The following is a 12923-nucleotide window of genomic DNA, read 5'->3' as shown; positions in this document are numbered from 1 at the left end:
TTGCAGGGATACTTACAAATGGTCAGTTCCAGTATTCATATTTCGCCGTCATTACTGCGTTATGTTTGTCTACATACTGTTTACCTGTCCGATCAGTTGGGGTGATTGTGATATCTATATTGGCATGTGTGCATTCTCCATGTGAGTTCCACTCCTCGCAGGTGGTCAGATTTTTTTCGATGGTGAAATACGTCTGGGTCTTGCTCAGGGTCAACTCACGGCCCTCGTTATCATAGCCATACTCTTCTATGGTTGAGGGTGATTGGGTTTTGATTAGGCGATGATTGCCATCATAACTATATACAATCGTATTATTATCTATCGCCATACTTCCTTTGCTTGCCGCGCTTGCCAGTAATCCTGATGAATTGAAGGCGTAGTCGATTGTGCCCACTACGGTTTTGTCTTTATCTTCTGGTTTTGTGGCCGCGATAACCGAACGATTAACTGCACGGCTGATAATTCCTTTATCGTTAAGCAGGTACATTCCCTCAAGAGTCTGCCGATATGCCTGCGTGGTTTTCTGACTGTTTTTATCGGCTATGACGCCGTTTGAGTCCACCTGGATGCGCCAGCCAAATTCCGTTTTATTCAACTGAATTTCAGAGGTTGCCGTGAAAACTGCTTTCTGGCCTGTTGAGGTTTTGACCTCTTTCATACGGCCGCCAATTACTTCACCGCATTGACTGAAGTTGCTTTGAACCGATGTGCGGAGATACCCGTCAGGACTATCAATAGTGATTGATACAGATTTGGGAATTTCAGTTCTTGTCGGCTCACTCAGAAGGATGAAGTTGTTCAGTTTGTTTTTAGCGAAGGTTTCCGCAGTGCATTGTGCTGCATAAGTCTGAAATGTGCAGAGGGATAAGAGAGTAATTAACAGTTTGTTATTATTGAATGACATTATTTGTTGTCCTCATGAACCGATCAGTTATCCAGATTTGGTTACGTTGGCGAAGTTTTGTTTCATTGGCTGCTTGTCTGGTTTGGCTCACTTGTCAATCAGTGGCTTCACTGTAATCTGGCTATATGCTTTGTACAATAAGGTCGCTCCTCGCTCACAGCGGACCTTCAACTCAGTTAGCTTGCCCGCTTCGTGCCAACAGCGGACGTAGCCTGCACGCTCTCTTTTTTATTAAAATCGACTTTAAATCGGCATAGGGATCGTACGATATATTGCTCTATTCAATTAGATAAACAATGCTTAAAGGCCGAGCGTACGTTTTCATATAGCACAGGTGTGAGCATTAAATTTTCCCAAATATTATTATGTCCAGCCTCGGGAATGATCAGAAGTTGCTTTTGACAACAGCATGATGCAGAAGACAGCAGTTTTTCTGGTATTTCTGAGGGGATGATTGCATCATTTTCGGCAGCAATAACCAGTAAATTCCCGTTAAACTCAGCAGCTATGTCCCATGCATCTGTATGTTCCCAGCTCCGGTGTTTGCGTATGATTGCAGAAAAATCAGGACCAAACTTAACCTTATATGCAGGTGTTGAGTAGACACCGGGAACCATGAGGATGAGAGATTGGAACTGAATCGCTTTACTAAGCTGAAGTGCATTGTAGGCTCCCATACTGACGCCCATACAACCTGTAAGCACCAGTCCCTGGGAAGCAATCACCGCCTCTGCTTGCATCGTGCGATTAAAAAGAGAAGATTCGTGAATGTCCCCCCCAGTCTCACCATGACCTAAAAAGTCAAATATCGTCGTTCCAAAGCCTAAGGTATCCAGAAGATTTCGGTATTTGTAGAAAACGGTCCGATCTTTACCGCCGCCATGAAGCATAAGGACATGTCCATTGCATCCAAATGTGCTTTCAGCGTGAATCGTTTTGCCATGAAACGGGACCTGGAAATAGTGACTAGAAATCATCTGCGTATGTGTTTTTGGAGTAACGATTTATTCGTTGTATCAAACCCGATCTCACCATGCAATGTCAGATTGAATCGCCACTGCTTTGGTCGACCTCTTGCCCAATCGATGTGCATCGGTATCTTCCGCTTCTCGCTCACTACAGACCTTGCTGAGCATGAATTTCTTCTGTGTCTAGGTGCGGAAATGGCTTACAACAATCTGTGTAGTTCAACGGGGAACGGGCCATTCCATTGACCTGAACACTTAGTACTGTAGGATTGCTAATTATCTTTCTGATTCACCATTAACAAGGAAAAGGTATGTTCGGATTCTTTAGAAAGAAAAGACCTGAAACTGAGCCCGGACAGGGTTCCTCAATCACGGCAAAACAGTTTATTGCGCTGACGCTGAGTGATGAAAAGCTGTCTATGCCTGTCTATCTCCCGGGGATCCGTAACGAAGATGATTGTGAGGATATTGGGCTAGGTCCTCTCATTTATATCTGGAATGTGGATCGTGTTGCTGGCACGTTCAGCCTCTCTGTTAACGGTAAAGCGATTGGCCACCTCCTTGAGCCATTTGTGCCCCGAGATAACCCTGCGTATGTTGAAATCCGTGATGAGGCAATGAAGGTTATCGCTGAAGTATCTACTCAGTCCGTGCTGACAACCATAGAGAAAACTGGTCTCATGCCTGATCTTTTATTTGCTTACCATGCTGAGGACGCATAGCAGGAACCAAGCTGACAGTCAGGCAGAGCTTGAGATTACGCTAGGGACTAAGTTAATCAGTCCTTTCATCGCAACGCTAAATTAGCGTCAAGAAACGCTTTAGATTGCCGAAATGTACATTTAGCGTAATTCCTGAAAATAAACAAAATGGATTGATCCGTATGAAGAAACTCTTACTTCTTTTTCCGCTGGTGTTTACTGCGCCGGTACAGGCTTCTGAAGTCACGGTAGGTCAGGTTTGCAAGGCTGCTTCTGCTGCGATGTTTGGACGTGACCATAAGATCATGCAACTGGATAAAGTCGAATCAGGTATTGCCTACGTACATTATATCCGACAGAACGATAGCACCCGTTGGGCAATTAAGTGCAAACTTATAGGTGATCAAGTTATGTGGGCATCTGACAATCCTGACAGTACCGGTCGCTGGCGTGATGATCCTGCAGACAGTACAGTCAAATATGCTATTGATGGTAAAAAAATAATTATTACCGAGCTCTACAGTGACGGTTCCAGTACCACGAACTCTTATCCCTTGAAGCAGCTAAAGTGACGATGACCTGCTCTCCGTTGATTACGACACCTCAAGGTAAGTCATGTAGTTGTGGGAGTTGCGAACTTCCGCTCCTCGCTCACATCGGACTGTCAATCATACAATCGAACTGCAATAGCCGGGATATCTGCGTATAGAGGTTATAAGGAAACGATGAGCTGTAATCTGGGATAACGTTCCAACCATTGCTTTGTAGTGACCCGTTGTTTGAAAGAGTCCAACTTTTCACGTTCAAATGCAGGAGTCGGTCGTAAACGCAGTTCAAATAAGTCAGAAAGTCCATAAGGCGCAGTGATATCGAGACCTTCCTTCCCCAATCTGACAGCCACGGCCGTAGCTGTTTCAGGCCAGTGCAGTAAAGCATTTCCTGTTGAGGTATAGGGATGATCACCATTACGTTGATGCATTCTGGCTTGATTCTTCACTGACCAGTATAACGAAGGTAATTGTTGCCTAAGCCTGTCTTCAAGGAAGCGATCATGGTCTGGGCTACAGTGCTCACAGTCAAACCAGACGACATCTACATCACCAGAAATTGGACTTAGCCCATATCCATGTAAGTGATCCCAAACAGCGTCTCGTACAAATCCCGCTCCGATCCAACCATCATTGAGTTCCAGTGCTCGAACTGCATATAGGATCTTCATTCTTACAGGGTCATCTGACAATATTTTCTGCAATGACGTTTGGTATTCCATTCGTATCCCCCTGTTGGAAACAATAACCCACTGGTGGAAATATTATCAGCATCCTCCTGTCCATGTCCGCTCCTCGCTGTGAGTTCAACGGGTCGATGCAACGCTATACCTAATCAAGGGGGACGTTGCCATGAAGCGAATAACTCGGATTAACTACACGCCAGTGCAGAAGGCGATTATCTGGGACAGACATAAACAAGCCTGCATTACTACGGACTGACGCTATTAGATCTTCTATTTTTCCTCCATATGGTGCCGGGATTAAGACCGGTATGGCATTTCATTGCACGGGGGAATGTCTGTTGAGATTCGTAACCCTATTGAACAGCAATATCAATGACAGATGCTCCTTTCTTAATCAGATCAATTTCAGCATGGTCCAGACGGACAATTTTGATATATCAGTGAAGAGTCATAGCTGTGTACTGTTTGAATAACCACTGAAGATAGATGCCAGAGCAAAAAGCCAGCCCTTCTTGCAGCGATTTCAGTATCCCTATTTTTGGCTGAGCTGCGATTTATCCAGCAAATAAGTTTAGTGGTAACCTCCCGTTGGTATCCGTTGTCATATGGCATGCTGTTTGCCAGAACTCAAGCAAAGTACCGTTGCACTCGCACACTTTGAAATCCCTCTGGAAACCGCACGCGACGGACTACGAAAAGCGAAGGGTTTGGGCAATACAACGTTTCTCAACCCGGCACCGACTCGCAATTTACGCGGCATCGCCCTGAGTGCCGTTGATAATCTGACGACATAGCTACCGACGATCAGGCTGTTACAGACGCAACCTACCCGTTCTAACTCTCCTGGCAGGGGAAGTAATACCACTGAAACGCATTCCGTCATGGAACCATTTGGCATGCCATGCAGTTTTTTTCGACTTAAACCACTTAGGGTGATTCTTTTTATTATGAATAATGTTATGTTATAACATAACCTAAAAATAGAAGAAGATTTATGAAATTTACACCCTCCCTTATCGCACTTAGCGTTTTTGCCAGTCTTTCATCCTTCGCTCATGCCGCTGAAGAAACACTGGTGGTTACGGCCACCAGCAATGGCAGCAGTTTTTCCGAGCAGACGGATTCTAAACTGCTTGCCGTAGGCTCCGGCTCCCGTCTGGGTTTAACCGACAAACAGACGCCACGCCATACGGAAACCATCAGCCAAGAAACCCTGAAGAAGAAAGGCAAACGCACCCTGACTGAAGTGGTGGAAACAGCGCCAGGTCTGTCGGGCACCAGTTCCCCTACTCTGTCTAACTCGGTATCCCTGCGCGGTTTCTCCGGTGTGTCCTGGCTGCTGAATGGCGTAGCCGTTCCAGGCAGTACCATCCAGATTGCCGATCCGGCGCACTATGAAAACGTCGATATCCTCTACGGCACGGGTTCTGTGCTGAACGGGCTTAGTAATGCAGGCGGCAGCGTAAACCTGGTTTCCCGCAAGGCCTCCTTCATACCGCAGCCTGTTGAAGTGGATTATGGCTATTCCAGCCATAACAGCCATCGCGCCCATGTAGGCGCAGGCGGTACTCTGGTAGACGGTCTGGCCGCTGGCCGTGTGGATGTGAGCGCATCCAATACCGGAACTCAGGTCGAAAAAGAACGCAGCCGTCCAGAACGCGTGACGGCCAACCTGCTGCTGACCCCGACCGACACCACCGAGGTTACGCTTGATCTTGACCGCAGCCTGACCGACCAGCACAACCCGTATTTTGGTACGCCGGTAATTGATGGCAAAATCGATAAAGGCTTGCGCCATGTGAACTACAACAACATTCAGGACGCATTCATCCGCAGCCAGGCCAACTCTATCCAGTCCACCCAGACCTGGCGCGCCACGGAAGACCTAACCTTTGATAACCAGTTTTACTATTACAAAGGCTTCCGCGAGTGGCAGAACGCCGAGCGCTATTTCCAGTCGAAGACGCAGGCAGCAGGCACCACCACCCGCGATTCCTACGGCGCAATCGCGCACGATGACAAGCTGGCGGGCAACCGCACCATGGTGACCTGGGATCACTCCATCGCCTCCATGGATAACCGTGTGACCGCAGGCGTGGACTTCAGCAAGCGTGAATTCCAGTATTACTCGAACGGCTTCCCTGGTGGTGAAGATGTATCCCTGACTAACCCGGCCTCTAACACCTTCCGCGCTGGCGCGGGTGGCAAGATGCGCGCCCCAGTTCGTCACATTATCCAGAACCAGTACGCCCTGTTGCTGGAAGACAACCTTAACGTAACGGATTCCGTCGCCCTGCTTACCCAGCTCCGCTACACCAATATGGATATGCACTGGAACTACCAGCAGGCGGGGAAAGTCATCGACCGTGGTTATAATTTCATGAGTGTGGGCGTGGGCCCGAGCTGGGCTATCAACGATGACTGGACGGTGTACACAAACTACTCCACCGGGAAAGAACCTGGCAGCGATATCTTCTTTATCAGCCCGGAACAGACATCCCTGCCGCTCACCGATGTTCGCCAGTATGAAGCAGGCGTGAAGGGTGCTTTCTGGGATAAACGCGGCGAAATGAAACTGTCCGTTTACGATCTCCAGAAAACCAACCTCTACCAGCAATCTGCTACGCAAGCAGGAGTATGGAACGCGGTCGGCAAACAGACTTCACGCGGTGTTGAGTTAAGCGGCGCAATGAAGCCAGTTGATAGCGTCACGCTTGCCGGTAATGTGGCGTACACCCACGCCCGCTTTGATGAGTTCAAGCAAGGCACTAAAGACCTGTCTGGCAACCAGCCGCGCTACGTACCGGAATGGACGGCCAACCTGTTTGGGCGCTACATGCCGACCGAGAAACTGGGCTTAGACGCGCAACTCCACTACGTGGGCAGCAGCTACAACGATGATGCGAACACCAACAAGATGAGTGATTACACCACCGTTGATCTGGGCGCTGATTACGAGCTGGTGAAAGATGTTGTGGTGGGCACCCGCGTGCGCAACCTGACCGATCGCTTCTACACCTGGCAGCGCACCTACGCAGGCCAGGAAATGATCGCACCAGGCCGTACCTATGAAGCCTACGTGAACATGAAGTTCTGATGCTTCGTCTCGCCATTCTTCCGCTTCTGGTTGCTTGCAACAGCTTTGCCCATCCGGTAACGCTTGAAAACTGCGGCAAGCGCTGGACGTTCGCACACCCACCGAAACGGGCTATCGCCTACATGCCGACCGCGATAGAAAACATGCTCGCTCTGCATCTGGGGGATTCCATCATCAGCGCGGTGGGGTATCGGCCAGATGAAGATACCGCGCCGTCGCCCTGGGCTGCTCCACTAAAAGCCCAGCTCGATGACGCGGCCTGGTCTGGCGAGGCGCTGTTAGCCTCCCGGCCGGACTTTATCTACTCAGGGAGCTATTACTGGTTTAACAGCCCTGAAACCGCTAACCGCGAACGCCTGGAGGAATGGCGAATCGGGAGCTGGCTTATCGAAAGCATGTGCAACGGGCAGCAAGGTGCAACCCCTGCCCCCGTCACCTTCGAGGGGATTTACGATGAGCTGCGCAATCTCGCCCGTATCTATGACGTTGCCCCCCGCGCTGACGCTCTGATAACCAGGCTGAAAGCGCAGGTAGCTGCCGATACTCGCGTGAAGCTCCCGCCCAAAACACTGATGTGGTGGTACTCCAATACCGCCACGCCTTATGTGGCAGGCGGTTACGGTGCATCCGAGCTGCTTACGCAGACCATTGGCAGTAAAAACATCTTTGATGGTTATCGTGAGCTGTGGCCCGCGATGAACTGGGAAGTAATAGCGGTTCTCGATCCTGATTTTCTGGTGCTGGGCGACTTAAACCGTGGCGGCCCAGGTGACAGCGCCAAAAGCAAAATTGAGTTTCTGGAGCACAACCCGCTTACGGCCAGCATGAAAGCCGTCAAAGCAAGGCACTACATCATCTTGCCAGGCTACGACATGGACGCTTCTGCGCGTTCTGTACTGGCCTTGCATCGACTTGTCACGCAAATGCAGTCTTTTACCAAGGAACCACAATGACTTTTCCAGCCCGCGATTTACTGAATAACTGGGATCAGCAACAAAACGCCTACATTGCGCACCGCGAAGAACGTTTCGCCGCCGCTCTCGATGTACTGGCAATGACCTTTGGTGATGATTTTCACGTTGTCGATGTGGCCTGTGGCCCAGGCTCCTTTAGCCTGCGCCTGTTAAACCGCTTCCCGAACGCTCGGGTGACGGCCATCGATCTTGATCCACTGCTGCTGACCCTGGCAAAAGAAGCCATGATCGAGCACAAAGACCGTATCCAGTTCATTCATGCTGATATCGCGCTACCGACCTGTTTTGATTCCGTTGAAGGAAAACCGCAGGCCATGGTATCCAGTACGGCCATTCACTGGCTGTTACCGGAACAGCAGACTGTGCTTTACCGCAATATCTATCACTCTCTGGATCAGGGCGGCCTGTTCATGAATGCCGACCACCAGCGTTTTGATAACCGCAACCCACGCCAGAAACTGATGGCGCAAATGCACGATGAGCTGACGCAGGAACAAGGCTGGGCGGCGGGCGCGCAGGACTGGGATACCTGGTTTGAAGCAGCAACCCGCCACCCTGAACTTGCCGAAAAAATGGATGAACGTACCGCTATCTTTGCTGGCCGTCCGATGCCGTTGCCGACGCCGATAGAATTCCAGCTCGCCATGCTGCGTCAGGCTGGCTTTGACGAGACTGGCACCGTCTGGCAGTTCCTGGATGATTACGTTATCGCTGGCTGGAAATAACCATGCTACGTTCCTCCGTCATCCGTGTTTTGATTCTGGTGCCAGCGTTACTGCTAGTGCTGTGTGTTGCCATTAAATTCGGCCCTGTCACCTTCTCACTTGATGAGGTGGTGAACGCCGTGATGGCGGGTTACTGGCATAGCGATACGGAAGGAACACTGCACCAGCGGATTGTATGGTCGCTGCGATTGCCCCGCGCCCTGCTGGCCACGCTGGCAGGCGCATCCCTGGCGCTGGCTGGAACCGTGCTTCAGTCGCTGACGCGCAACCCACTGGCTGATCCATGGGTGCTGGGTATTTCCTCCGGCGCTGGCGCTGGGGCGGTGCTGGTTATCGCGCTCGGTCTCAGTGTGGGCTGGGCGGCTGTCCCGGCAGGGGCATTTTGTGGTGCGGTGCTGGCCTTTGTGCTGGTGCTGTCGATGGCGGGAAAATCCCTTTCCGGTTCCTCCAGCCGCTTCATCCTGACAGGCGTGGCCGTCACGCAACTGCTGTCGGCGCTCACCTCGCTTATCACGCTCTGGAAGACCGACGCGGATACCACCCGTGGGGTAATGTTCTGGCTGCTGGGCAGTTTCGCTCAGGCAAGCTGGATGCAGGTGCTGTTGTGTGCGCTGGTGCTGCTGCCTGTCGGGCTATTCTGCTGGTGGCGCGCTGTGGAGCTGGATGTTATGACCTTCGGGAGCATTACCGCGCAATCCCTGGGTGTGGAAGTCGGCCAGATCAAACTGGTAATGTTCTGCCTGCTTACGCTGCTGACGGGGGTTGTCGTCGCCTGCTGTGGCGCTATCGGGTTCATCGGCCTGACCGTCCCGCATATCGCACGGATGCTTATCGGCCATCGGCATCGGACGCTGCTGCCTGCAGCCATACTGTCGGGGGCTATCTTCGCCGTACTGGCCGATACACTGGCACGCACGATACTTGCCCCACGTGAATTACCCGTGGGGATCTTAACCGCGCTTTTAGGCGTCCCTGTCTTCTTGTTCCTGATATCCAGAACGACCAAATAGCAATGTGGTGACCCTGTACTCGCTGACGCTATTCCAGCCGCAAGATCGGTGGCGTATCTAACACCTTTGAGTTTATAGTCAGAGAGTGGGCGCAGATGAAAAACGATAAAGAGTCATTTTCCCCAGCATCGGCATAAGGGATTAAATCTCTAAGGAAATCATTTAAACTTTGGTTAGCTAACTACAGCAACTCAAACAACTGCAATTATCCGTGATGGAAATCTCCGTATTGAAACGGCCAAATAAAATTCACGAATGCATATCAACGCAAACCATAACAGGTAGTACAAGTCCCTGGATAAGCCTCACCTGCCCCTTGATCTGAGAGACAGAGAAGAAGTTTGTACCTCCAAGTACCATTTCATTTAACATAACCTCAGGCGCTAAATCCTCTGGAGTTTTAGTCATTTTCACATCCGTTATATTAAAAATATTTGAACCAACGACCTTATCTACACTAACCTGATAATCTCTATTAATCAGATAACTTTCCCCCTTCTGAGTCATTATTCCTTTATGAATGATAGTAACAGCGCCAGAACTATTAAAGATAAAAAAAGATGTCACACGGATCTCTGCATCTTCACCAGATGAATCAGCTTTACGTACAACGACATCTGATTGACACCGAAAATCATCAAGATGATGTTCATCCCGGATAAAGTAATAAAAAATCACACAACCAGTGGCAATCAACATAATTATGACAAATATTATCTTTAACAACTTATCAGTCATCATCTAAGTTCCTGTCATGTTCCTGTAAGATATACAATTTTTATAATCGTCGGCCTCTTTATTCCAATAGCACACACCTAAAAAAACAATTTCAATCTGGTGTTGTCCAAAGTTTGAATAGTAGACATCAGCACCGGGTAATTGACAATTGACATGCTCATCAACAATCATATTTCGTATCCTGTCCAGATAATGATTTACTGGCTCAACTTTGTTTTTCCCAACAAAATAAACTGCACATTCACTAATTTTACCGAGAAAATGTTGATGAATACCTTCTGAATACGGGTGCGGGTAATCGTCTTTTCGGATTAGTAGCAAAAATGTAGTTATCCCTATAAAAATACTGATAAAAAACACCCTCAACTTCCATACATGCTGTCGTGAAAATTGAGAACAAAAATGCCAACGGGTATTCATGAGGAAAATTTTATTGCGGGGTATTTTTTCTGCCACCTGTTTTTGACTATCAGAAACTCTCAGTGTGTGATGATCAATATTCGCCTCAAGACAGAAACCCTTGCCACGGATGGTCCTTATCAGCATGGGGTCACATCCGAGATAACGAAACGCTTTTCTTATTTCACTTACAGCTACATTCAGACTCACTGAAGAACCTGTGAATCCATGATCTTCCCACACTTTCTTTATCAAATCTTCACGTTCTACTACGTGTCCATTATTAATGATTAATACGTATAATAATCTTGCACCTTGATTAGATAAATGAATCGATGATTCTTCCTCACCATTAATCATAATAATTCCGCTATCGACTTCGTAAAGCATTGTAAGATCAATGAGGTACTTCATAAGTATCCTTACGAGCTAGTACATAAGAGAAATAATACCCACAAAATATTATGCGTCAAGTAAAGCCAACTAATTAACCGCAATGAAGTTATATATCCTGGTTAATTAAGAATTATTAAATGATTATTATGCATAGATATATCAGGCGTAGTAGATAGTAAAAATAATTCAGCCCAGCAAAGAAGATTATAATGTCGTTTATCGCCATTAATCAGTATAATGTTTTGATATGTGTCTTTTTGTTGCATGATACTCACGTTGAAGCAGAGTCGTTTCATCGACATACATATACCTCTGATGTTTCTGATTAGAAAATTTTAGTCACGTATTTAATTCAATGGTAAATCTGTGCGAAAGAATCAACTCCCCCGCTACATACCCATATTATTTGATATCAATCAAACGGAGTTTATTATGATTAAAAAGGTCATGATCGTATCTGCATTTGCAGCAGTTACCACTTCAGCAAGTACGATTGCTGCCGACGATACTGCTGGTGGCGTTATCAACTTTAGTGGTGCTATTACAGATACAACTTGTACAATTAATGGAGGTAAAAGTGCTGACTTTACTGTAGCGCTCTCTCCTATTACAATTACGGAAGCAGGAAATACTGTAGGCCTTATCAACAAAAATAAAAAGTCATTTTCAATGACATTCTCTGATTGTACACCAGCAGTTAGTACCTCAGGCATCCATTTTTTGAAAATTAATTTCTTTTCTGCTGATAATATTTCAACTGATGGGAAATATTTATTAAATAACTCCGTCAACGAAAACGACCCAAGCGTTGCACGTAATGTTGGCTTCTCACTTGTAGAGCCGGGTGCTACCGCACCAATTATTCTAAACCAACCATATACAACCTCGATTACAGAAGCCGCAAAATTATCTGACGAAGAGACACTCACTCTGGATGTTTACTACTATAAGACAAATACCACTGCCGCCACTGTGGGGGCATTAAGTTCGAACGTTACTTATACCATTTCATACCTGTAAGTCTCACCCATTCAGACTCTGCAAAAGCAGAGTCTGAATTAAAGGTTATAATCATGCTTAAAGCAACTTTACTGACTGTGTTTTTTCTAAGCATTAGCAATACACATGCTAATATAGTGATCAATGGCACGCGAATTCTTTATCCTGAAAAGAGTAAAGAAGTTATCGTTCAATTAATTAATAATGGCGATGCTCCTTCTTTAGTTCAATCATGGATTGATGATGGGAACATAAAATCAACCCCAGAAACTGCAAATGTTCCCTTTCTGCTTTCCCCCCCAGTAATAAAGGTTAACCCTAATAATGGTCAACATCTTCGCATCAAAAAGATACCGGCGAATCTGCCGACAGATCGTGAATCCGTTTTCTTTCTCAATGTACTGGATATTCCACCGACCCCTGAAAATTTACATGGTCAGAATACAATACAACTTGCTATCAAGACTCGTATCAAACTATTTTATCGCCCTGCCGCTTTAAATGGTTCTGTGGATAGTGCATTGTCCAGGCTAAAATTTATCGCAGAACATAAGCAGCTACGTATCATTAATGAAAGTCCTTTTAATATTACTATCGCTAATATTGAAAATATTCAAAAAGATAAATTACTGAATGAGCCGTTGATGATTTCGCCATTTGCACATGAAATCACCTTAACAACAAAAACTATCAACCCGGGTCAAAAATACTGGATTATGTATGTTGATGACCTGGGGGCATATAAACGCCACACTATCACCAGTCAGTGATAGGAATG

General features: G+C 47.3%; 14 protein-coding genes. 9 read left to right on the top strand and 5 right to left on the bottom strand.

Annotated features, from left to right (window positions below; genetic code table 11):
- Positions 1 to 22 precede the first annotated feature (22 nt).
- Positions 23 to 904, bottom strand: a complete 882-nt coding sequence (locus SK36_RS08995) for a hypothetical protein (RefSeq protein ID WP_048221355.1) — start codon at positions 902 to 904, stop codon at positions 23 to 25.
- A gap of 281 nt (positions 905 to 1185) precedes the next feature.
- A complete protein-coding gene (locus SK36_RS08990; protein WP_053069235.1) occupies positions 1186 to 1794 on the bottom strand; it encodes an alpha/beta fold hydrolase in 609 nt (202 codons plus the stop codon).
- A gap of 389 nt (positions 1795 to 2183) precedes the next feature.
- On the opposite strand from SK36_RS08990, the gene SK36_RS08985 reads away from it, so the two are divergent.
- Together SK36_RS08985 and SK36_RS08980 are read left to right on the top strand one after the other, a co-directional pair.
- Positions 2184 to 2594 (top strand): hypothetical protein, encoded by a 411-nt coding sequence (locus SK36_RS08985; RefSeq protein WP_048221354.1) that lies wholly within the window; start codon positions 2184 to 2186, stop codon positions 2592 to 2594.
- 161 nt (positions 2595 to 2755) lie between these two features.
- Positions 2756 to 3145, top strand: coding sequence for a hypothetical protein (locus SK36_RS08980; RefSeq protein ID WP_048221353.1), 390 nt, complete (start codon positions 2756 to 2758; stop codon positions 3143 to 3145).
- Between the two features lie 140 nt (positions 3146 to 3285).
- On the opposite strand, the gene SK36_RS08975 is transcribed toward SK36_RS08980, so the two are convergent.
- Positions 3286 to 3843: a nucleotidyltransferase family protein gene (locus tag SK36_RS08975; protein ID WP_045443742.1), complete on the bottom strand. Its 558-nt coding sequence runs from the start codon at positions 3841 to 3843 to the stop codon at positions 3286 to 3288.
- 581 nt (positions 3844 to 4424) lie between these two features.
- Here SK36_RS08975 and SK36_RS24650 point away from each other — a divergent pair.
- The 5 genes from SK36_RS24650 (at position 4425) to SK36_RS08955 (ending at position 9613) form a co-directional block, all read left to right on the top strand.
- Positions 4425 to 4601, top strand: a complete 177-nt coding sequence (locus SK36_RS24650) for a hypothetical protein (protein WP_156184442.1) — start codon at positions 4425 to 4427, stop codon at positions 4599 to 4601.
- Positions 4602 to 4801: 200 nt separating this feature from the next.
- On the top strand, positions 4802 to 6904 hold the full coding sequence (locus tag SK36_RS08970; protein ID WP_048221352.1) for a TonB-dependent receptor: 2103 nt from the start codon (positions 4802 to 4804) through the stop codon (positions 6902 to 6904).
- Positions 6904 to 7857, top strand: coding sequence for an ABC transporter substrate-binding protein (locus tag SK36_RS08965; RefSeq protein ID WP_048221351.1), 954 nt, complete (start codon positions 6904 to 6906; stop codon positions 7855 to 7857). The genes SK36_RS08970 and SK36_RS08965 overlap by 1 nt, the downstream gene beginning before the upstream one ends.
- Positions 7854 to 8603: a class I SAM-dependent methyltransferase gene (locus SK36_RS08960; protein ID WP_048221350.1), complete on the top strand. Its 750-nt coding sequence runs from the start codon at positions 7854 to 7856 to the stop codon at positions 8601 to 8603. Before SK36_RS08965 ends, SK36_RS08960 begins: the two co-directional genes overlap by 4 nt.
- 2 nt (positions 8604 to 8605) lie before the next feature.
- Positions 8606 to 9613 carry a FecCD family ABC transporter permease gene (locus tag SK36_RS08955; RefSeq protein ID WP_048221349.1) on the top strand — a complete coding sequence of 336 codons (1008 nt, stop codon included), beginning with the start codon at positions 8606 to 8608 and terminating at the stop codon, positions 9611 to 9613.
- A gap of 249 nt (positions 9614 to 9862) precedes the next feature.
- Here SK36_RS08955 and SK36_RS08950 read toward each other — a convergent pair whose 3' ends face one another.
- Both SK36_RS08950 and SK36_RS08945 read right to left on the bottom strand, forming a co-directional pair.
- Positions 9863 to 10354, bottom strand: a complete 492-nt coding sequence (locus SK36_RS08950; RefSeq protein WP_053069234.1) for a hypothetical protein — start codon at positions 10352 to 10354, stop codon at positions 9863 to 9865.
- Complete coding sequence (locus SK36_RS08945) at positions 10355 to 11164, bottom strand: winged helix-turn-helix domain-containing protein (protein ID WP_048221348.1); 810 nt, start codon at positions 11162 to 11164, stop codon at positions 10355 to 10357.
- 414 nt (positions 11165 to 11578) lie between these two features.
- On the opposite strand from SK36_RS08945, the gene SK36_RS08940 reads away from it, so the two are divergent.
- Together SK36_RS08940 and SK36_RS08935 are read left to right on the top strand one after the other, a co-directional pair.
- A complete protein-coding gene (locus SK36_RS08940) occupies positions 11579 to 12166 on the top strand; it encodes a fimbrial protein (RefSeq protein ID WP_045443757.1) in 588 nt (195 codons plus the stop codon).
- Positions 12167 to 12219: 53 nt separating this feature from the next.
- On the top strand, positions 12220 to 12915 hold the full coding sequence (locus tag SK36_RS08935) for a fimbrial biogenesis chaperone (RefSeq protein ID WP_045443760.1): 696 nt from the start codon (positions 12220 to 12222) through the stop codon (positions 12913 to 12915).
- Positions 12916 to 12923: the final 8 nt, after the last annotated feature.

The sequence above is a fragment of the Citrobacter sp. MGH106 genome (genome assembly GCF_001037495.1).
GTDB classification, from domain to species: Bacteria; Pseudomonadota; Gammaproteobacteria; order Enterobacterales; family Enterobacteriaceae; genus Citrobacter; species Citrobacter murliniae.
This window is presented reverse-complemented; position numbering and strand designations above follow the sequence as displayed.

Excerpts from the sequence above, each read along its gene's own strand:
- SK36_RS08995 (WP_048221355.1), bottom strand. The coding sequence starts at position 904 with ATGTCATTCAATAATAACAAACTGTTAATTACTCTCTTATCCCTCTGC.
- SK36_RS08990 (WP_053069235.1), bottom strand. The coding sequence starts at position 1,794 with ATGCTTCATGGCGGCGGTAAAGATCGGACCGTTTTCTACAAATACCGA.
- SK36_RS08985 (WP_048221354.1), top strand. The coding sequence starts at position 2,184 with ATGTTCGGATTCTTTAGAAAGAAAAGACCTGAAACTGAGCCCGGACAG.
- SK36_RS08980 (WP_048221353.1), top strand. The coding sequence starts at position 2,756 with ATGAAGAAACTCTTACTTCTTTTTCCGCTGGTGTTTACTGCGCCGGTA.
- SK36_RS08975 (WP_045443742.1), bottom strand. The coding sequence starts at position 3,843 with ATGGAATACCAAACGTCATTGCAGAAAATATTGTCAGATGACCCTGTA.
- SK36_RS08970 (WP_048221352.1), top strand. The coding sequence starts at position 4,802 with ATGAAATTTACACCCTCCCTTATCGCACTTAGCGTTTTTGCCAGTCTT.
- SK36_RS08965 (WP_048221351.1), top strand. The coding sequence starts at position 6,904 with ATGCTTCGTCTCGCCATTCTTCCGCTTCTGGTTGCTTGCAACAGCTTT.
- SK36_RS08960 (WP_048221350.1), top strand. The coding sequence starts at position 7,854 with ATGACTTTTCCAGCCCGCGATTTACTGAATAACTGGGATCAGCAACAA.
- SK36_RS08955 (WP_048221349.1), top strand. The coding sequence starts at position 8,606 with ATGCTACGTTCCTCCGTCATCCGTGTTTTGATTCTGGTGCCAGCGTTA.
- SK36_RS08950 (WP_053069234.1), bottom strand. The coding sequence starts at position 10,354 with ATGATGACTGATAAGTTGTTAAAGATAATATTTGTCATAATTATGTTG.
- SK36_RS08945 (WP_048221348.1), bottom strand. The coding sequence starts at position 11,164 with ATGAAGTACCTCATTGATCTTACAATGCTTTACGAAGTCGATAGCGGA.
- SK36_RS08940 (WP_045443757.1), top strand. The coding sequence starts at position 11,579 with ATGATTAAAAAGGTCATGATCGTATCTGCATTTGCAGCAGTTACCACT.
- SK36_RS08935 (WP_045443760.1), top strand. The coding sequence starts at position 12,220 with ATGCTTAAAGCAACTTTACTGACTGTGTTTTTTCTAAGCATTAGCAAT.